Annotated in this window: 18 protein-coding genes; 10 read left to right on the top strand and 8 right to left on the bottom strand. The window is 60.1% G+C overall.

Annotated features, from left to right (window positions below):
• The first annotated feature begins 54 nt into the window (after positions 1-54).
• Entirely contained in the window at positions 55-879 is an 825-nt protein-coding gene (locus tag KB449_RS20115; RefSeq protein WP_282910067.1) for an SPL family radical SAM protein, read from the top strand.
• Positions 880-906: 27 nt separating this feature from the next.
• Here the strand turns inward: KB449_RS20115 and KB449_RS20110 are convergent, their stop codons facing one another.
• On the bottom strand, positions 907-3468 hold the full coding sequence (locus KB449_RS20110) for a diguanylate cyclase domain-containing protein (RefSeq protein WP_282910066.1): 2562 nt from the start codon (positions 3466-3468) through the stop codon (positions 907-909).
• Between the two features lie 23 nt (positions 3469-3491).
• Positions 3492-4097, bottom strand: a complete 606-nt coding sequence (locus KB449_RS20105; protein WP_282910065.1) for a biliverdin-producing heme oxygenase — start codon at positions 4095-4097, stop codon at positions 3492-3494.
• Between the two features lie 131 nt (positions 4098-4228).
• On the opposite strand from KB449_RS20105, the gene KB449_RS20100 reads away from it, so the two are divergent.
• The 3 genes from KB449_RS20100 (at position 4229) to KB449_RS20090 (ending at position 7072) form a co-directional block, all read left to right on the top strand.
• Positions 4229-5794, top strand: coding sequence for an NAD(P)H-hydrate dehydratase (locus tag KB449_RS20100; RefSeq protein ID WP_282910064.1), 1566 nt, complete (start codon positions 4229-4231; stop codon positions 5792-5794).
• An 81-nt stretch (positions 5795-5875) separates the two neighbouring features.
• A complete protein-coding gene (locus KB449_RS20095) occupies positions 5876-6379 on the top strand; it encodes a hypothetical protein (RefSeq protein ID WP_282910063.1) in 504 nt (167 codons plus the stop codon).
• Positions 6380-6382: 3 nt separating this feature from the next.
• On the top strand, positions 6383-7072 hold the full coding sequence (locus KB449_RS20090) for an AIM24 family protein (protein WP_282910062.1): 690 nt from the start codon (positions 6383-6385) through the stop codon (positions 7070-7072).
• Positions 7073-7095: 23 nt separating this feature from the next.
• On the opposite strand, the gene KB449_RS20085 is transcribed toward KB449_RS20090, so the two are convergent.
• The 3 genes from KB449_RS20085 to KB449_RS20075 form a co-directional block, all read right to left on the bottom strand.
• Entirely contained in the window at positions 7096-7779 is a 684-nt protein-coding gene (locus tag KB449_RS20085; RefSeq protein ID WP_282910061.1) for a M50 family metallopeptidase, read from the bottom strand.
• A gap of 125 nt (positions 7780-7904) precedes the next feature.
• Positions 7905-8114: a hypothetical protein gene (locus KB449_RS20080; RefSeq protein ID WP_282910060.1), complete on the bottom strand. Its 210-nt coding sequence runs from the start codon at positions 8112-8114 to the stop codon at positions 7905-7907.
• A 380-nt stretch (positions 8115-8494) separates the two neighbouring features.
• Complete coding sequence (locus tag KB449_RS20075) at positions 8495-9406, bottom strand: J domain-containing protein (RefSeq protein ID WP_282910059.1); 912 nt, start codon at positions 9404-9406, stop codon at positions 8495-8497.
• 117 nt (positions 9407-9523) lie between these two features.
• Between KB449_RS20075 and KB449_RS20070 the strand changes: the two genes are divergently transcribed.
• From KB449_RS20070 to paiA, 4 genes are all read left to right on the top strand, one after another.
• Positions 9524-10429, top strand: a complete 906-nt coding sequence (locus tag KB449_RS20070; RefSeq protein ID WP_282910058.1) for a helix-turn-helix transcriptional regulator — start codon at positions 9524-9526, stop codon at positions 10427-10429.
• 129 nt (positions 10430-10558) lie between these two features.
• The gene (gene melA, locus KB449_RS20065; protein ID WP_282910057.1) at positions 10559-12064 is read left to right on the top strand and encodes an alpha-glucosidase/alpha-galactosidase; all 1506 of its coding nucleotides are present in this window, start codon (positions 10559-10561) and stop codon (positions 12062-12064) included.
• Positions 12065-12276: 212 nt separating this feature from the next.
• Positions 12277-12729 carry a MarR family winged helix-turn-helix transcriptional regulator gene (locus KB449_RS20060; protein ID WP_282910056.1) on the top strand — a complete coding sequence of 151 codons (453 nt, stop codon included), beginning with the start codon at positions 12277-12279 and terminating at the stop codon, positions 12727-12729.
• A gap of 21 nt (positions 12730-12750) precedes the next feature.
• Positions 12751-13269, top strand: coding sequence for a spermidine/spermine N(1)-acetyltransferase (paiA, locus tag KB449_RS20055; RefSeq protein WP_282910055.1), 519 nt, complete (start codon positions 12751-12753; stop codon positions 13267-13269).
• A 564-nt stretch (positions 13270-13833) separates the two neighbouring features.
• Here paiA and KB449_RS20050 read toward each other — a convergent pair.
• Together KB449_RS20050 and KB449_RS20045 are read right to left on the bottom strand one after the other, a co-directional pair.
• On the bottom strand, positions 13834-15258 hold the full coding sequence (locus KB449_RS20050) for a sensor histidine kinase (protein ID WP_282910054.1): 1425 nt from the start codon (positions 15256-15258) through the stop codon (positions 13834-13836).
• Positions 15239-15928 carry a response regulator transcription factor gene (locus KB449_RS20045; protein WP_282910053.1) on the bottom strand — a complete coding sequence of 230 codons (690 nt, stop codon included), beginning with the start codon at positions 15926-15928 and terminating at the stop codon, positions 15239-15241. Before KB449_RS20045 ends, KB449_RS20050 begins: the two co-directional genes overlap by 20 nt.
• Before the next feature lie 224 nt (positions 15929-16152).
• On the opposite strand from KB449_RS20045, the gene KB449_RS20040 reads away from it, so the two are divergent.
• Positions 16153-16689 (top strand): hypothetical protein, encoded by a 537-nt coding sequence (locus KB449_RS20040; RefSeq protein WP_282910052.1) that lies wholly within the window; start codon positions 16153-16155, stop codon positions 16687-16689.
• A gap of 12 nt (positions 16690-16701) precedes the next feature.
• Here the strand turns inward: KB449_RS20040 and KB449_RS20035 are convergent, their stop codons facing one another.
• Positions 16702-17592 carry an AraC family transcriptional regulator gene (locus tag KB449_RS20035; RefSeq protein ID WP_282910051.1) on the bottom strand — a complete coding sequence of 297 codons (891 nt, stop codon included), beginning with the start codon at positions 17590-17592 and terminating at the stop codon, positions 16702-16704.
• 133 nt (positions 17593-17725) lie between these two features.
• Here KB449_RS20035 and KB449_RS20030 point away from each other — a divergent pair, with 133 nt between their 5' ends.
• Entirely contained in the window at positions 17726-18646 is a 921-nt protein-coding gene (locus KB449_RS20030) for a sugar phosphate isomerase/epimerase family protein (RefSeq protein ID WP_282910050.1), read from the top strand.
• Positions 18647-18659: the final 13 nt, after the last annotated feature.

The following is an 18659-nucleotide window of genomic DNA, read 5'->3' as shown; positions in this document are numbered from 1 at the left end:
GGCCCTGTCCCAGGGCCATTGCTTCATAATCATTCGCGCGAGGTGACGCCAGCCATGAGCGATAAGCCGAAGGTTCAATACAAAAAGCCCAAGTCGCTGCTTAACGCGGCGATGGGCTTTCTTGAAGATTATACGCATACGCTGAACCCGTATGGTGGCTGCGCATTTGGCTGCGCCTACTGCTACGTGAGAAGCATGCCGATCGCCGCGTTCCGCGAAGAAAAATGGGGCACGTGGGTGGACGTAAAGCAGGGCGCGGGCGAACTGCTGCGCCGCGAGCTTGCCCGTGCTGCAGCCAAAGGGCCGGTACGCATCTTCATGTCATCCAGTACGGATCCCTACCAGCCCGCGGAGTACCGGGAGCAGGTCACGCGCTCGCTGCTCGAAGCGATGGCGGACATACCGCCGGACTTCCTGCTCGTGCAGACGCGCAGCCCGCTGGTGACGCGAGATATCGACCTGCTGGCACAAATGGGCAGCCGCGTCCGGGTGAGCATGACGGTCGAAACCGATCTGGAGGCGGTACGCCGCGTCTTCTCGCCGGCCGCGCCGCCGATCGCCGCACGGCTGAAGGCGCTCGCCCGGCTCAAGGAAGCCGGCGTACCCGTCCAGGCGGCCGTCGCGCCCGTGCTGCCAAGCAGCGAGCGGTTGCCGGCATTGCTGCGGCCGGTGACCGACCGCGTCGTCGTAGACGACTACGAAATGGGAGACGGCAGCGGCGGACGGCGCACGAAAAGACTGGGGCTAGAGCCGTTGTACGCCCAGCTCGGCAAGGCCGATTGGCTTTCGCCGCATGCATGGCGCATCGTATACGAACGTCTTCGTGCATATTACCGGGAGGACGAGCTCAAGATCAGCAAATCTGGTTTTGCGCCCTGATCGTCATCTAGCGAAGCGCGCTGATGCTCACAGCGCGTAAACGCAGTTTTTCCCTTCGGCTTTGGCGATCGCCAAAGCTTTTTCCGCGCGTGTCACCAGGTCCGAAGAGGTTCCTTCGCTAACATTGGTCTCGACAGCGACGCCTACGCTTGCCGTCAGAAATTCTCCGATGCCCGGCTGCGGATGCGGAATTTGCAGCGAGATGACCGTCTGACGGAGCTGGTCGGCCAACATGTCGACGCGCGCGCGTCCTTCTGGCGTCGGCTCCTCCGCCAGCGTCAGCACGAACGAGGCGCCGCCATACCGGGAGACGACCGCATTACGCAGATTGCCTACCGCGCTCAGCGATTCGGCGACCCAGCGCAGACAATTGTCTGCGCCTTGATAACCGAACATGGCGTTGTACGACCGGAAATTGTCGAGATCCAGCATGACGACTGCCATGGCTTTGCCGCTCTCCGCGCATTGCTGCCAATCCTTGGCCAGGGTTTCGTCGAAGCAGCGTCTGTTCGGCAGTTCGGTCAAGCTGTCCGTATGAATATAGCGGGACAGCTCTCGCGTTACCTCGGTGAACAGCGTTTCTTCCCCTGCATCCCCCGACGCTTCCCGTGCGATCGCCATGATCGACGGTTTGCCGCCATAAACGACATGAGCGAGTGTCATTTCCAGTTCGATCGGCGCCCCCGTCTCGTCGGAGACGGCCTTCATCCGGAGACGGCAGGAGCGGAGCTGCGTCGCGGCCGCCACGATGCGGCCCAGCATGTCCGCAAGCTCGTTCTCGGACGAGGGATCGATCCAATCGGCGAGCTGGCGGCCGATCAGATCGTTCGCTGCGGAAACGCGCAGCAAGCTGGCGGCCTCGAGGTTCGCGAACACGATCCGGCCTTCGGTCAGCGTCACGAACGCGACGGCCGAATACTCCATCAGCTGCAGGTAACGGGATTCGTTTTCCTTCAACGTGCGCGCGTACAAAATCGATTTTTCCTCGGCGAGCCGCAGATCCTCTTCGGTCTGCTTCAGCGCGATCGACTTCAAGTCGGACAGCGTATGGAGCTCCTTCGGCTCCCACGGCAGCGACGTGTTCGTGACGACCTCCTGCCATGCCGCGAACGACTTGCGCGGGGAGATCCGGTAGTCCTCTCCGATGCGAACGACGGCTTTGGCGGGGTCGCCCGCCCAGGTTACCGTCTGCACGACCTCCGGCCTGAACCATACGATATGGTCGCGGTAATCCGAAGAGAGGGAGAGGAACACGACGCCTGCCGCCTTATCCGGATATTCTTCTGCCCTCGGATAAACCGAGGAGAGCCGGTTCGTATGATACGCGTAGTCTTCCGCCTGTTGGCTGAGCCATACGGCCAGCTTGACGATCTCGGCAGCGCCCGGCGTACTGCCGAACAGCAGCAGGCGTCCCTTGAACTGTACGGCGGCGCCCGAAGCGTTCATCACGGACAGCAGCGCGTCTTCATCCGCGCTCAGCTTGCTCTTCAGCTGTTCGGGCGTACCGGGCGCGCCGAATATGCGAGCGAGACGCTGCGCCAGCGATTTGAGGTGAAGCTCGTCCTGGTAGTCGTCCAGCCGTTGGCGCTGATGAAGCTCGCTGGAAAAGAACGAACCCAGGAAATTGCAAAGATTGCGCTGTCGATGCGGCACGTACTTGGGCGTATCGTGGTGACAGGCGATCATGCCCCATAGCTCGCCGCCATGGATGAGCGAGATCGTCATGGTGGCGCCCACCCCCATGTTTTTCATATACTCGATATGAATCGGAGAGACGCTCCGCAGGACGGACAGGCTCAGGTTCAACGGCTTGCCGGAGTGGTGAAGCGCAGGAACGATCGGCACAGGCTCGTAGTCCATATCCACGATCGTACGCACCCAATTGCGCACATAAAGCGCCCTGGCTTGCTTCGGAATGTCCGAAGCGGGGTAGTGATGGCCTAGGAAAGGTTCCATCGTGCTGTTTTTCGCCTCGGCGATGACTTTGCCGTTCCAGTCCGCATCGAACTCGTACACCATCACGCGGTCGTAGCCGAGAATGTCCTTGATCAGCTCCGCGGCCACCTGGCTGGCTCCGGCCCGGCTATGCGTGCGTTTGATGCGGGTGAAGAACGCCTGAACCCATTCGAAGTCGTTCACGACCGGCGCATTGTCGTCCGTGGGGCGTTCCAGTTCGACGACCAAAAGATCGTCGCTGGCATGGAAAATCGCGAAAAATTCCGCGGGCCCGTCCGGCAGCTCGATCGTCATCTCCAGAAAATGTTGTTTGTCCCCAGTGGCAGGACGAGCGAGGGACTCCTCGATAAACGCGAGCGCCCGATCGCCGATAACGGCTGCCAGCGGCTGCCCGAGCAGCGACTCCGCAGGCGCTCCAAGCAGCAGGTCGGTATTGCGGCTGCACTGCACGACCGTTCGCGTGTCGTCATTGGCCGCGGCAAGCAGCACGCCATGGGGCTGAATCATGCCGGGAATGTGGATCGGTTCTTTTTCGCAGTTCGTCAGGTCGATCGGGTCATCCGTAAAGTCTCCTTCGGTCAGTAGCGAGCGATTCAGTTCGCTCTCGAGGTCATGATCGTAATCATCGGTCATTACACACCAGCCTTTTTCGAATATTATCGGGAAACCGTCCCGATCGGCGCTTCGATCCAATCGCGCAAGCGATCGAAAGTTTCGCCGGCCGCCGCCAGCATCTCGCGTTCGTCTTCTGCGCTGCGAGCCTGCTCGACGAGCACCTCGCGGAATTCCGTCCAGCGCGCGCGGACGTCCGCTCCGTAGCTGTTCAAGTAGCGGGCGTTCGTGTCCGGCGATACAGGCAGGTCCTTCATCAGCAGCTTCGTGAGCATCTGGCCGCCCAGCGTGGAGCCTTCGAGCACGTACATGCATCCGAGGATGCGGGGGAACGACGACAAGTCGGGCAGGGATTGGCAGAGCGGCAGGTTATCGATCGCGCGGGAGTCCCATCCAAGAGCGTGCAAGTCCGCTTTGATCAGGCGATGCTTCGTCCGGGCGCCGATATCGAATCGAAGCTCGTTCCACTCCGGTCTTGCTTCGAATGCGCGTTCGAGAGGGAGGATATAGCCGTAAAATAAGGCCAGGTATTTGGCGTACTGCTCCAGGGTCATCGTATGGTCCAGCATTGCTGCAGTATATTTGTTCTGCTCAGCGCGTCGGTGCTGCGGCGCGGTTCGTTCTTTTAGCTGTGTCAATATATCGGACATCGGTAACGATCCCCTCCCATCCTTCTTAATAGTAACAAATTAATACTGCAATAAGCGAACTTCGGAGAAAATTAACAGCGTTTGGCAAGTTAAAAATGTTTAATAATTCTATAAAAGGTGGAGAAAGTCGGATGGAGCTCGTAACGTCGGCAGAAATGAGAGCGATCGACGCGCGTACGATCGAGGAATTCGGCATTCCGCAAGCAATTCTGATGGAGAACGCGGGACGAGCCGTAGCGGAGGAGGCCAGGCGGCACGCAGGGGCGGCCGGCAGAGGTACGGATTTTGGCTGGCTGGTCCTCGCCGGAAAAGGCAATAACGGCGGAGACGGGCTCGTATGCGCAAGGCATCTCAGAGACATGGGCTGCCGCGTCGCGGTGCTGTACGCCGAATCTCCGGACCGGATGCAGGGTGCCGCCGCGCTGCAGCGCGATATCGCGGCCCGGCTCGGCATTCCCGCGCGGGTGTTCGCGCAGCCCGAGCTGGGCGGCGACATCACCGACGCCGGCTGGTTCGACGGCTGCGACGGCTTGATCGACGCGCTGCTCGGCACGGGCAGCGCGGGGGAGCCGCGAGAACCTTATGCATCGTTGATCGAAGCTGCGGTAAAGAGCGGCCTGCCGGTCGTGGCCGTCGATATCCCGAGCGGATTGGACGCGGATACCGGCGCCGTCGCGAAGGCGTGCATACGGGCGGAGTCGACCGTGGCCCTGGCCTACGCGAAGCGGGGCCTCCATCAGCATCCGGGCGCCGCGCATGCGGGCGAGGTCGTCGTACGGCGGATCGGCATTCCGGCAGGCGAAGCGGAGCGGGCCGGCGTGAATACCTATCTGCTGAACGCCGATTCGCTGCAGGCAAAGCTGGGGCTTTCTTTCCCGCTGCCGCGAACGGAGGACTCGCATAAGGGAACGTACGGCCACGTGCTGGTCGCCGCCGGCTCCGCGCTCATGAGCGGCGCAGGGCTGCTGAGCGCCCGCGCCGCCCTGCGCGCAGGCAGCGGCCTCGTCAGCTGGGCGCAACCTGCGGCAGCCGCGCCGGGACTGCGGGGCTTCGCGCCTGAGATCATGCTGCGGGCCGTGCAAGACGAAGGCACGGGAGAATGGCGGCAGGTGAAGCCGGAACGGCTGGCCGAGGCGGCGTCGGGCGCGGATGCGCTAGTTATCGGCCCCGGCATGGGGCGTTGGGAAGGCGACGGCGCATGGCTGCGCAGCCTGCTGGAACGCGTGCAGGCGCCGGTCCTGGTCGATGCCGACGCGCTCAACATGATCGCGGACGCCTGCGCGCAGCCCGGCGCATGGCCGCAGCGCAATGCGCCGACGGTCATCACGCCGCATCCCGGCGAGATGGCGAGGCTCGCGGGCTTGACCGTGCCACAGACGCAGCGGGACCGGATCGGTCTCGCGCGGGATTACGCCGCAAGGCACGGCGTGACAGTCGTGCTGAAGGGGGCCCGCACGGTCGTCGCTTCGCCGGACGGGCGCGCGTTCGTAAATACGACAGGCAATCCGGGCATGGCGACCGGAGGCGCGGGGGACGCGCTCGCCGGCATCATCGGCAGCTTGCTCGGACAAGGCCTGAATGCGCTCGAGGCGGCAGCGTACGGCGTGTACTGGCACGGCTTGGCGGGAGATCGCGCGGCGGCTTCGCGTCCGCAGGCCGCTTCCCTGATCGCCGGCGATATCGTCGAGGCGCTGTAGGTCGCATTCGGGCGAACGATGCCGAATCGTGCTAGAATAGATAATCATAGGGCTGCGCGGCAGCGGAGAGGAGCAGATTCCATGACCATCTTACGCAAGATCGTATCTACCGCCGGACGCGGACGGGCTTTGCTTCTGACCGCGGCTTGCGCCGTATTTCTGTTCGCATACGATTCGACCGGGGCCGCCGCGGCCACCATGTACGACCGGTTCAAGGATATCTACCAGACACCTGAGAAGGTGGATGAACTGAGAGATCAATATATCGAAAGCCAGGAGAAGCTGCAGGCGCAGACGGAAGAGCTTAACCGGCGCGCCGAAGAAATGCAGAGCCAGACCAAACAGTATCTGGCGGAAACCCAAGCGCTGAGCGAACGCAACAAAGCACTGGCGGAACAGAACGACGCATTGAACGCCCAGCTGGCCGCCATGACCGATAAGCAGCGGGCGCGCGCGGCGCTGACGCGCAAGACCGTCTACACTGTCGCCGGCGTACTGGGTCTGGGCTTGCTCTATTTGCTGACGATCCGGCTGTGGCGCTACTCGGTATGGCGGCGGCAGCGCAGCGGAAGCTGGAGGACTTAGCCGATGGAGATTACGACGCCGGCGCCGCTTGGGCAGGTGCGCATCGCGCTGGACGAAGGCGAGGCGTTGCATGTCCTTCATCCGAAGGCGATTGTCGCCTTTCAGGGCCGGCCTGCGCAGCGGGAGGACCGCATTATGGATCTGGCCAACGCCTACCGCAAACGCAAATGGATTCGTTCGCGCCTGGCCGGGCCTGCCGAGCTTATTCTCGGGCTGCCCGCGGGCTGCAGTCTGACCGTGATCGATATACCGGTAGACAGCGACCTGATGTTCAACTTTCGCCACGTGCTTTTTTACACGGAAGGGCTTCGGATGCAGAGCCGCATCCAGAAGATCAAGACGGCATGGATTACCAGGGAGTGGGTGCGCATGCGATTTTCGGGCCCGGGCAAGGTTGGCGTATTCGCTTCGGGAGATCTCGCATCGGTCGAGTTGAATCCCGAGGTGCCGCTGTACGCGGAGTCCGGCGCGCTCGTCGCTTATCCGGAGCGAGCCGACGTTCGCCTGTCCGTCTACGGTAATACGCTCGCCAGCCAGCATATGAACGTGCAGTGGCAGCTGACGGGACGTGGGCCGGCCTTGATTCAGGTCGGCTCGCCGGATCCCGGACTGGCCGGGCAGCTGCACGGAGACGGCTGGTTCAAACGGCTGTTGCGCGAAGTGTTGCCTTTCGGCAGCGTTTATATCAAATGAAAAGGACAAGGCGACGGGGGCGATTAGCGTCCGTATGCCTTGTCTTCTTTTCTTCCCCGCAGGAAAAGCTGAAGCGAGCGCGTCGCGCAGGCGAGAGAGACGAGAACGAACAGCAGCGCCCAAAAGAGAGCGGGCACGCCCGTCTCGTTCGCCAGATTCGTCGCGTCGCCGGCGCGGGAGGGACTGCCGAGGGCGATTAGCGCGAGCGAGATCGGTCCGAGCGCGGACTCCTCGAGCGTCAGGAAGGCGAGCAGCAAATAATAAAAGTTGCGGATCTTGGGCCCGAGGAAAAGCATCGTGCCCGTCAGTGCGATGAAGATCGCGAGCCAGGCCATGCCGAAGCCGCCGTGCACGAACAGGATGAGCATGACGGCCGCGACCGCAACGATGAGCGCAAGTCCGAGCCGCTGCGCCCGCCGGCGGTGCAGCGCGAACAAGAGCAGGGAGAACACCGAAGCGCCGATGTAGCCGGACATGGACACCGGGAGCGACGACCAGGATGAAGCGAGCCTCGTATAGGTGACGCCGCTGTGGTCCGAATGGAGCTCGATGCCGAGTACCTGGCCGGAGAGCAGCAGCGCGATCAGCGCGTGGCAGAATTCATGCATCATCGTGTCAAGATTGCGGAAAAAGGAAGAGAACGGAATCAGCCGCGTCAGAAAGACGGATACCGCCAAATATATAAGGGTCATAAGCCATTTTCCCATAGCGGTCCTCCGTGAATCGCATTATTTATTCGTATTATACGGGAATAACCGTCGAATCGGCCATAAAAAAAGCACCCTCACGGGTGCGCGAAGATGATGCGCGAAATGAATATGAACAAAAGGAATCAGCGCGTCACACTCTTGCCGCTATACGCCCTGCGCTCGACGCGCGCGGGAGCCGCGGACTGGACGATCGTAAATACGCCGACAAGAGAAACGATGCAGCCCGCCACGAGCATCGTGACGCCGACGCCCGGACTCGCGCCGGTGGCCAGCAGTACGGATGCGGCGACGACATCGGCCAGGCAGAGCATAAAAAGAAAAGTGGAAGACATGTCGTACCTCCGAGGTGTTTGATATATAGCTTATACCCGTCAAGCGAGTGCTACGAATCGCCGCTTCGCAAAAAAAGCGAATTAAAAGGCCGCTTCCGAAGCGGCCATTCAAGCGAACCCGTATCAACCGGAGATTATATCTGCGAGATTATATCTGCTTAAGCGTCTTTAGATGGACCCAGCGTCCGGAGCGGGTTTTCACATACAACGTCCGGCCGATGCACTTGCCGTGAACGAACATATGGATCGCCTCCAGTTTCCGTAATGGAATGTATGTCTTTTTACCCGGGCCTATCCAAGATCAAACCAGAGAATGGAAAAGCCCGCCGGCGGAAATCGCACGGGCGGGCTTCTAATAGATCGGACATATGAAGCTGCGTTCAGGAACCTCCCAGGTAATGCCGGATAAAGGCTTTGGCCTGGTCGGGGTGCTTGGCGTTGCCGCGGATGCCGGCGATGAACTCGGTAGTTCCCTGAAGGCCAAGCGCCTTCATGAGGGACGAGCCGCTCAGATCCACGCCGTAGACGCGTTCGTTCGTATCTTCCTCCGTTTTGGACTTGACCTGGACGTTTTCGGGAAATTCGTCTCCGTCAAGCGGCAAGAGTCCCTCCTGGGGCGCCAGTTTTTCGAAATTGATCTTGTCCATGATGTACAAGTCCGATTTGTCCGTCATCAGGACGAGCATGCTCTTCTGAAGGAGCGCCATATCCTGTTCGCTGCGGGTCTCGGCGGGCACATACGTGAGCCCCGCAACGACGCGCTTCCAGTCGGGGAACTGCCCCAGAATGTCCGCCTCGACTTTCGTCATGTCGGGGTTGATGCCGTCTCCGTACAGATAATTGCCGAAAAACATGACCGAAACATCGACGGGAGGGAGCTTGGCGAGCTCCGCCTGCTCGTGCCGATGATCGACATAGCTCTTGATGCCGTAGCCGATGGCGATGAGAAGAACGATGGCGCCTAAAATATGAAGCTTGTAGTAATGGAAAAAGTGCGCGCGCTTTACCGCGCGGGCAGCCTTCTTGGGATCGCTCCCGTAGGTCTCGCGGGCGTAAGCGTCCTTGGCCTGCGCTTCCTCGTAGTCCTTGATGAACCGATAGGCCGCGTTGACTTTGTCTTCGTCGACGCGCTCGCCGGCCGGCGCTTCGCCGTGCTCGCGCATCTTCTGGGTGCGCGCCCGCCGCATGAGTACGTAGTAGCGGTTGTCGAGCGCTTCCCGGTCCGCGTCCTCGGGCAATCCGAGCTCGGCGTAGGCTTGCTTCAGCTTGATCAGGTCATTCTGTTCTTCCATGAATAGAAAGTCACCTTCTGTCGATGAATGCGTTATTTCCAGTATACGCGATTCTAGGCGCGGCTTCCACTTCGCACGCCCGATGCGATAAGATGGGCAAGACGGGAGGGCGGAAGGATGGAAACGCATAACGGATTATTCCATGAGACGTGGAAAAGCGGCGATTGCCGTCCGCGGGTGCACGCCTATTACTTCAAGGAGTGGACGGTCTATCGGATGGACCCTCATACCCACGATTCGACGGAGATCATGTACGTGATGAGCGGCGTATGTCTGGTCGCGATCGACGCGGGACACGGAAGGGAATCGGTACATCCGCTGCGCAAGGGCGACTTCATCGTACTTAACGCGAACGTCCCGCACCGTCTTCAGGTCGATCGCGCCTGCCGGATGCTGAACGTGGAGTTCGATCTGGCAGCCGCGGACGGCGTGGTGCCGCCGCTTAGAAGACTCGCGGAGGAAGACGCATCGTTGGATGCGCTCCTGCGATTGCGAGGCCCCAGCGTGACGCTCAGCGATCCCGACGAAGTCCTCCACGCGCTGAAAAGTCTCGTGCTTGAGCTCGATCTGCAAGGAGGCGACGCCGGTCCGCTGGCTCAGCTGCTGATGGCCCAAGTGCTCTTCCGGATCGCCAGGCTCCTCGCCGAGAGCCGCCGGGCCGGGCTCCCGCAGACGGATCTTTATGTCAGGCAGGCGATTGCCTTCATGCAGGAAAACTATGACCGCGACATCATGCTTCGGGATATCGCAGGGGCGGCGAACCTGCATCCGAGTTATTTGCAGCGCTTGTTCAAGCAGCAGGTCGGCCAACCGGTGACGGCTTACTTGACGGCCCATCGGATGGAACGTGCCAAGATGCTGCTGTCGCAAACCGACATTCCGATCGCCGACATTTGCGAGTACGTGGGCGTTGCCGGCCGTTCTTATTTTCACGCGCTGTTTAAGAAGCATACCGGGTTGACGCCGGTCGAATATCGCTCCTCGCAAGACCGCCATCGTTGGAATATTAACGAAAAGCTGTAATTTTAGACAACAGCGGCCCTGAATCGGCTGTAATCCTGATAACGCTTCCTCTCGTGCGGTCGTTACAATGGTTTTAACCAAGCTTGCGATCAAACAAAGTGGAAAATGTCGAAGGAGGCTGAACGGACAATGTCGTTCAAGATTACGTTTATCGGTGCGGGAAGCATTGGATTCACGCGGGGATTGCTCCGCGACCTGCTCAGCGTGCCGGAATTCGCGAAAATCGAGGTTGCGTTTACGGATATCAATCCGCACAACCTCGAGATGGTCACGCAGCTGTGCCAGCGGGATATCGAGGAAAACGGGCTTGCGATCAAGATCTCCGCCACGACCGACCGAAGAGAGGCGCTGAAGGATGCGAAGTACGTCATCTGCACGATTCGCGTCGGCGGCCTCGAGGCGTTCGCGACGGACGTAGACATTCCGCTGAAATACGGCGTCGATCAGTGCGTCGGCGATACGCTCTGCGCGGGCGGCATCATGTACGGACAGCGCGGCATCGCCGCGATGCTGGATATCTGCAAGGATATCCGCGAGGTCTCGGCCCCGGACGTGACGCTGCTGAACTACGCCAATCCGATGGCGATGCTCACCTGGGCCTGCAACAAATACGGCGGCGTGCGGACGATCGGCCTGTGCCACGGCGTTCAAGGCGGCCACTGGCAAATCGCGCAGGCATTCGGTCTCGAGACGGAGGATGTCGATATCGTCTGCGCGGGCATCAACCATCAGACCTGGTACGTTCAGATCAAGCACAACGGAGAAGACCTGACCGGCAAGCTGCTCGAAGCCTTCGAGGCGCATGAAGACTTCAGCCGTACGGAAAAAGTCCGCATCGACATGCTGCGCCGCTTCGGTTACTACAGCACGGAGTCGAACGGCCACTTAAGCGAGTACGTGCCCTGGTACCGCAAGCGTCCGGACGAGATCAACGACTGGATCGACCTGGGCAGTTGGATCAACGGGGAGACGGGCGGCTACCTGCGCGTTTGCACCGAAGGCCGCAACTGGTTCGAGACCGACTTCCCGAACTGGATGAAGGATCCGGCGCTGAAGTATGAGGCGGGCGAACGGAGCCACGAGCACGGCTCCTACATCATCGAGGGTCTGGAAACCGGTCGGGTCTATCGCGGACATTTCAACGTGGTGAACGAAGGCGTCATCGCCAATCTGCCTGCCGACGCGATAATCGAGGCCCCCGGTTATGTCGACCGCAACGGCGTCTCGATGCCGCGCATCGGGGACCTGCCGCTCGGACCCGCGGCGGTCTGCAACGTCAGCATTTCGTTGCAGCGCCTTGCCGTCGAGGCTGCGGTACGCGGCGACGACAAGCTGCTGCGCCAGGCGTTTATGATGGATCCGCTCGTCGGCGCCGTCTGCAATCCGAAGGAGATCTGGCAGATGGTCGACGAGATGCTCGTCGCCCAGGAGCGGTGGCTGCCGCAGTACGGCGTATCCATCGCGGAGGCGAAGGCGCGACTTGCGGCAGGCGACCTGCTGCCGACGCGCGAGGGCTACCGGGGCGCGGCGCGCCTGCACGTCAAGACGGTAGAGGAGATGCAGCAGGACCGCGAAGCCGCCAACAAAAATGCGGGCGAAGCGGATAAGGGCAAGGAACGCGCTTCGGCGCATTAAGGCAGGCATTAAGGCAGGCAATATGCAGCGAGCCGGCTCCTCTACGGGGCCGGTTTTTTGATTATCTAGCGCAGAGCAAGCTGTTTGTGGATGAGGCAAGGCAAAAGTTGGCGACGATAAGTTGTTGAAGTCATTTTGTTGCAAATGCAACAAGAATGAGATGAAGTTCTGCTATTGCATCAAAAAAAGACAAGATTGGCGGCGCCTAGACGATGAGAGAGGTTTTGCGGGAGATCGGAATGATCGCAAGGGCCCTGGATTCGATCAGCAATATTGAATTCAAGGAGTTCGAGCTTACGAAAGGACAGTATCTGTATCTCGTGCGCGTATGCGAAAACCCGGGGATCATTCAAGAAAAACTGGCCGAAATGATCAAGGTAGACCGGACGACGGCCGCCCGCGCGGTTCAAAAGCTCGAAGTCAACGGATTTATAGAAAGGCAGGATGACCCGTATAACCTGAAAATCAAAAAGCTATTTCCCACGGGGAAAGGCCAGTCGGTCTACCCGCATATAAAAAGGGAGCACGAATACTCCGACCGGGTCGCCTTGTCCGGATTTTCCGAGTCTGAAATCGACGTCGTTTTCGGCTTGCTGCAGCGCATCCGTAAAAACGTTGAAAAGGACTGGGAGCTCGTGAAAAAGGGGAACAAGCGAATTTATTAACTGGAAGGGTGTAAATACAATATGACCATCGAAATTAAACGGTGCGAACACGAGGACCTGTTATTGCTGCAGCAAATCGGCATAGAAACCTTTCGCGAGACGTTCGGCGATCAGAACTCGCCTGAGAACCTGAAGGCTTATTTGGATCAAGCGTTCGATCTGCGGCGGCTGGAAAAAGAGATGTCGAACCCACGCTCCGAGTTTCATTTCTTAGATGTCGATGGGGATGCGGCCGGTTATTTAAAGTTGAATTTCGATGACGCGCAAACGGAAGAAATGGGAGAGGATGCGATGGAAATCGAGCGGATTTACATCCGAAACCCGTTTCAGAAAAGAGGGCTTGGCCGGCTTTTGATCGACAAAGCGACGGCAATTGCCGCGGACCGGCACAAAAAGAAGATTTGGTTGGGCGTTTGGGAGAAAAACGACGGCGCCATCGCCTTTTATCAAAAAATAGGGTTTGTTCGAACGGGTGCCCACGCCTTTTATATGGGCGACGAAGAGCAGGTCGACATCATCATGGCGAAAACAATCCTATAGATTAAGGGGACCTTCTCAAAAGTTTCATTGCGCAAATTGGAGTGGTTTGGGCATTTCGGTAACGGGAATCGCCCGTCTACTGACCTACGACAGTGGTTTGGACATTTCGGTAACGGAAATCGCCCAACTACTGACCTACGACAGTGGTTTGTGTATTTCGGAACCGGGAATCGCTCATCTACTCACTTACGACAGTGGTTTGGGCATTTCGGTAACGGGAATCGCCCGTCTACTGACCTACGACAGTGGTTTGGACATTTCGGTAACAGAAATCGCCCAACTACTGACCTACGACAGTGGTTTGTGTATTTCGGAACCGGGAATCGCTCATCTACTCACTTACGACAGTCGTTTGAGCAATTCGGAACCGGGAATCGCTCATCTACTCACTTACGACAGTCGTTTGAGTATTTCGGAGCCGATCAACGCCCAACTGCTGACCTTTGACAGTGGTTTATGGTACCGCACGGCAGTGTGTTACTCGAGCACCGGAAGGGGCTGTCTTCAGCTTGTATAGCCTTGGTAGCGCCCCAAAGCTCGTTTGCGCCACCGGTCAAGCTTGATTTATGACTTCATGGGCAGCAGCAGCCGGAACGCGGTGCCTTGCGGAGAACTGCGCAGCAGCGCGAGACTGCCGCCCATGGCAACCGCCAGCATCCGGCAGTAGGTCAGTCCGAGTCCCAGTCCGCCGACGGACAGTTTTTTTCCGGAGCCTCTATAGTACCGCTCGAAAATGCGTTCCTGCTCCTCCTCCGGAATGCCGGGGCCGTCGTCCTCTACGACGATCTCATACATCCGCTCGGCCTGCTGCGGTACGATCGAGAGCTTGATGCTGCCGCTGCCGCCCATCGCTTGGCCGGCGTTGTTCAGCAGATTGACGACGATCTGCTGAATGCGTCCCGCGTCGCCGTCGATCAGGGCGGGCTCGTCAGGCAGCGCGGTCGTCAGATTCAGCCCTCCGTTCCAGTCCGGAAGCCCCCACTGATAGACGACCTCTGCGAGCAGCTTGCCCAGATCGATCGGTTCGGAACGGATGACGACGCTGCCGGAAGCGAAGGCGTTGAATTCAAGCAGGTCGTCCACCATAACTTCCAGCTTGCGGGTTTGCGCCAGTGAGATATCCAGGAACTCGGCAGCCTCCGCGCCTTTCACGACCTCGTCCCTCACGGCGCTGATTAGTCCGCGGATCGAAGCGACCGGCGTTTTGAGCTCGTGGGTGACGCCGGCGAGCAGCTCCGTCCTCAGCGCTTCCAGCCGTCCCAGACGGGCGGCCATCGCGCCGAAGGAGACGAGCAGCTCATGAAGCTCCTTTTCCTTGATGTCTGCCGGTACGTCGATGCGATAGTCGCCGGCCTCCATCTGCCGCAGGGCGTCGCGCAGACGGTAGATCGGCTTGCGCAGGTGGCGGGACAGCAGGAAGATGATTGTCCAGCCAAGCAGGCCGGCGGAGAGCAGCAAAGCGATCATCAGCGGGTAATTCTGCTCCACGCGGGCGAGCTCGCCATAGCTGTAGGAAAGAAGCAGTGATCCGTCCGCGTCGCGTCCCCGTCCGATGGGCACGATGATCATGTATGCGTCGCCCTGTCTGGAAGCCTGGACTCGGTCACCTTGGGGCGGCGCGGCAGGCGCGGCAGGCGCTGACGCCCCGGCGCCAGATTTGCCCGGCCCGGCCTTATAGAAGGCGAGCGTCCCGTCAGGCTCGTAAACCGCGAGCGCGAACTGACCGGGCAGACGGTATTCGCGTTGGGTGCCGTCGATCCATTCGTAATAGCCGTCCGGGATACGTACGGCTCCGTCAGCTCCCGTTACGTGTTCGGCGGCCGCGACGGCAAACCGTTTCAACGATTGCTTGCGTTCGTGAAGCGTATCCTGCCGAATCCACAGTGCGGAAGCCGCGCCGATCGCAAGCAGGCCGACGAGCAGCGTGAGCGCGTACCGGTACGTCCAGCGGCTGAGCAGCGTTTGCCGGCTAGCGGCTTGTGTTTGCATAAAGCTGATACCCCGTCCCTCTTAACGTACGGATCTCGCCTTCCTCCGCAGGCCAATGGAGAAGCAGGCTGCGGAGCCGTTTGACGGACAGGTCGACGGCCCTGTCGCTCCCTTCGTAATCGATGCCCCATACCTTCTCGATCAGCTGCTCCCGCTCGAATAGACGGTTCGGATTTTCCGCCAGGAACAGCAGCAGGGAAAGGTCGCGGGGCGTGACGGACAAGACGGCGCCGTTCAAATAAACGCTGCGCGATTGCAGATCGATCCGAAGGCTGCCGAAGACGATCTGATCCGGATCGACGAGCGACTGCGGCGGACGCCGCAGCACGGCTTGAATCCGGGCGACGACCTCTTCCGGCTCGAACGGCTTGGCGATGTAATCGTCCGCGCCTTCGTTCAGTCCCCGAATCCGGTCGCCGACCTCCCCGCGCGCGGTAAGCATGATGACCGGGCAAGCGCTCTTTTCGCGAATTCCGCGCAGCACCTCCCAGCCATCCTTGCCCGGCAGCATGACGTCCAGCAAAACGAGTACGGGCCTTGCAGCTTCGAACGATGCCAGCGCCTGCGATCCGTCCTTGCAAATCAAACATTCGAAGCCGGCCTTGCGCACATATGCGGCAAGCACGCGCGCGATGGCTTCTTCGTCTTCTACAATCATGATCGGTCCCATGGGGCTTCCTCCGTTATACCGGCGGCTCGTCTGTCGCCTTCGGCGCTCAATGCTTCACATTATACACCCGGACGCGCCGGGCGGCAGCGCGAACATGCGCCGCACCGCTCATTTTAGAGCCGCTAGATGTCGGGAATAAGTCAAAACGGGAGCCCTCCGCTGCGGACCTCCGCCGGCCGGCATGGTATGATAGTGAGCAACAACGGAATAAAGGCGGTACTGCAATGCACGAAGAACGGGATGCGAAACGGATTTTTATGTCGTACGGGGGCAGCACGATCCGGATGTACCGGGCAGGCGAATATGAGGCTTACAAAGCGTTCGGCGCATCGCCGGAAGAGGAAGCGAAGTGGCTCGAAGAGCTGATCGAAGAGCTGTCGGACGAGCTGTCGATCCGGGGATGGGAAGCCGTCGGCCGGCTGGAGGAAATCGTCAGGGACCGCAAGGACGTCCGCCCGCTGGAACGCACGATCAAGTTCGCGGCCAGGCATCTGAAGAGCGCGGACAGCCTCGTCAAGCTGATGTACGCCGAGCGGATCGTCGCGATGCTGCAGGCGCTGCAGGGTATTGTGCCGGTCCCGATGCTGCACGAATCGGTGCGAACGGCCAAGATTCTATTGGACGATATCGTCGAAAAGCCGCTGATTCTGGACGCCGGGCACGATCTGGCGGCGAACGGTCTGAAGGACAAGCGGGCCTTGAACCGGCGCGCGGAGCAAGCGATCGAGGCGCTGAAGCGCGTGCTGGACGGCGGAAGTTAGGCGCGGGGCGCCTTATCCGCCGCCTCTTTTTTTGGCCTCCGAAGGCGTCATGCCTTTGATCTGCTTGAACAGCTTCGTAAAATAATTCGGATTGTCGATGCCCACCCGTTCGGCGATCTCCGTCACGGTGAGCTCGCCCTCCCGCAGCAGCCGGTCGGCCACATTCATCCGGTGCTGGTTGACGAACTCCACGAACGTGCGCCCGGTCGCATTTTTGAACACCTTGCAGAAATGATAAGGGTTGAGACTGACGAGCCGCGAGGCATCCTCGATCGTCAGCTTGTCCGCGTAATGCGCCTCGATATGCAAAATGAGCGACTTGAAGCGGTCCATCCGCCGACCGGTCCGGTCCGCCTGCTCGCCGTCGCGTTCGGGCATGCACAGGCGAGCCGCGAGCGCGAACAACTGGTACAGCTTCGCCTTGACGACCAGCTCGTAGGCGCGTCTTTTTCCCGCGAACTCCTCTCCGATCTCCAGAAAGCCGCGGCGTATCGGTTCGTAGTCGGCTTCGTCCGCTGCAAACTTGACCGGCAGCCGCTGGCTCCCTTCCGCGTACGCGGACAAATAGCGGTCATGCAGCGGATCGACCGGAAGTCCCTGAAGCAGCGAGCGGTTGAAGACGAGCGACCAGTATTCGATCGGTTCTTCCGTGAGCGCGTAACCGACGTGGAGGCCGCCCGACGGCACCAGCAGCAGATCGCCGGGCGTCGTCTCGTACGGCTGGCTGTCGATATGGAAGATCGCGCGTCCGGACACCGTATAGATCCACTCGAAGTGGTCGTGCCAATGCAGATAAAGCGCGCTTCTGCCGAGGGCGCCAGGCGGGCAGATGTTACGGAACAGATTGACGGGATAAGCGCCGTCGCTCAGGTACGTATCCTCTCTTAATTCCGGCGGATGCATGAAGCGCCGCGCCTCCCTTCGAGATGCCCAATATCGGGCTATATAAACGCAAGATTGTATAGAGATCGAGCGCTGGCATAAGGCTATAATCGACCTAGTTCATTCAATATAGCTTAGGATCGGAGTGGATTCAATGAGCGGACAACAGGGCGGCGCGGCGATCGGCAAGCATACGGGCATCCGCATCGGCACGTTGGTCGGTGGCGGCGACGCTGCGCGGGTCATCCCGCAAATCGCGCCTTACGGCTTTGAATCGTTTAACTTGACGTACTGGCAGACGACCGGCGGCGCCGATCTGGCGGAGACGGCGAAGCGGGTGCGGGAAGCGATCGGGGACCGGGACATCGTCATCTCAGCTGTAAGCGTATTCGGCAATCCGCTGACCGGCCACGGGGACAATGCCGACACGCTTGCGAGCTGGGAGCGGCTCATCGACCATGCGCACTTGTTCGGCGCGAACATCGTATCGGGTTTTACGGGCAGACTGGTAGGCGAGCCGATCGACGCGTCGATCCCGAAGTTCGCCGAGGTGTTCGGCGAGCTGGCCCGCCGCGCCGCGGACCGAGGCGTACGCCTTGCGTTCGAGAATTGCGACATGGGCGGCGACTGGCGGTCGGGCGACTGGAACATCGCGCACAATCCGACGGCCTGGAAGATGATGTTTGACAGCATTCCGCTGGACAATATAGGGCTCGAGTGGGAGCCTACGCACCAGATGGTCAGCCTGATCGATCCGCTTCCGCAGCTGCGGAAATGGGTTGACCGCGTGTTCCACGTTCACGGCAAGGACGCGACGATCGCCTGGGATGTCGTGCGGGAGTATGGCATTCACGGACCTAAGCCGTTCGTCTGGCACCGCACGCCGGGCTTCGGCGATACGAACTGGTCGGACGTCATCACGATTCTGCGCCAATCCGGTTACCAAGGGACGATCGACATTGAAGGCTGGCACGATCCGGTGTACAAGGACGAGCTGGAGATGACGGGGCAAGTGCATGCTTTGAATTATTTGAAACGGAGCCGCGGCGGCGACTTCGTGCCGAATCCGGTATAAGGGAGCGTTGAAC

This window comes from Cohnella hashimotonis, assembly GCF_030014955.1.
Taxonomy (GTDB): domain Bacteria; phylum Bacillota; class Bacilli; order Paenibacillales; family Paenibacillaceae; genus Cohnella; species Cohnella hashimotonis.
This window is presented reverse-complemented; position numbering and strand designations above follow the sequence as displayed.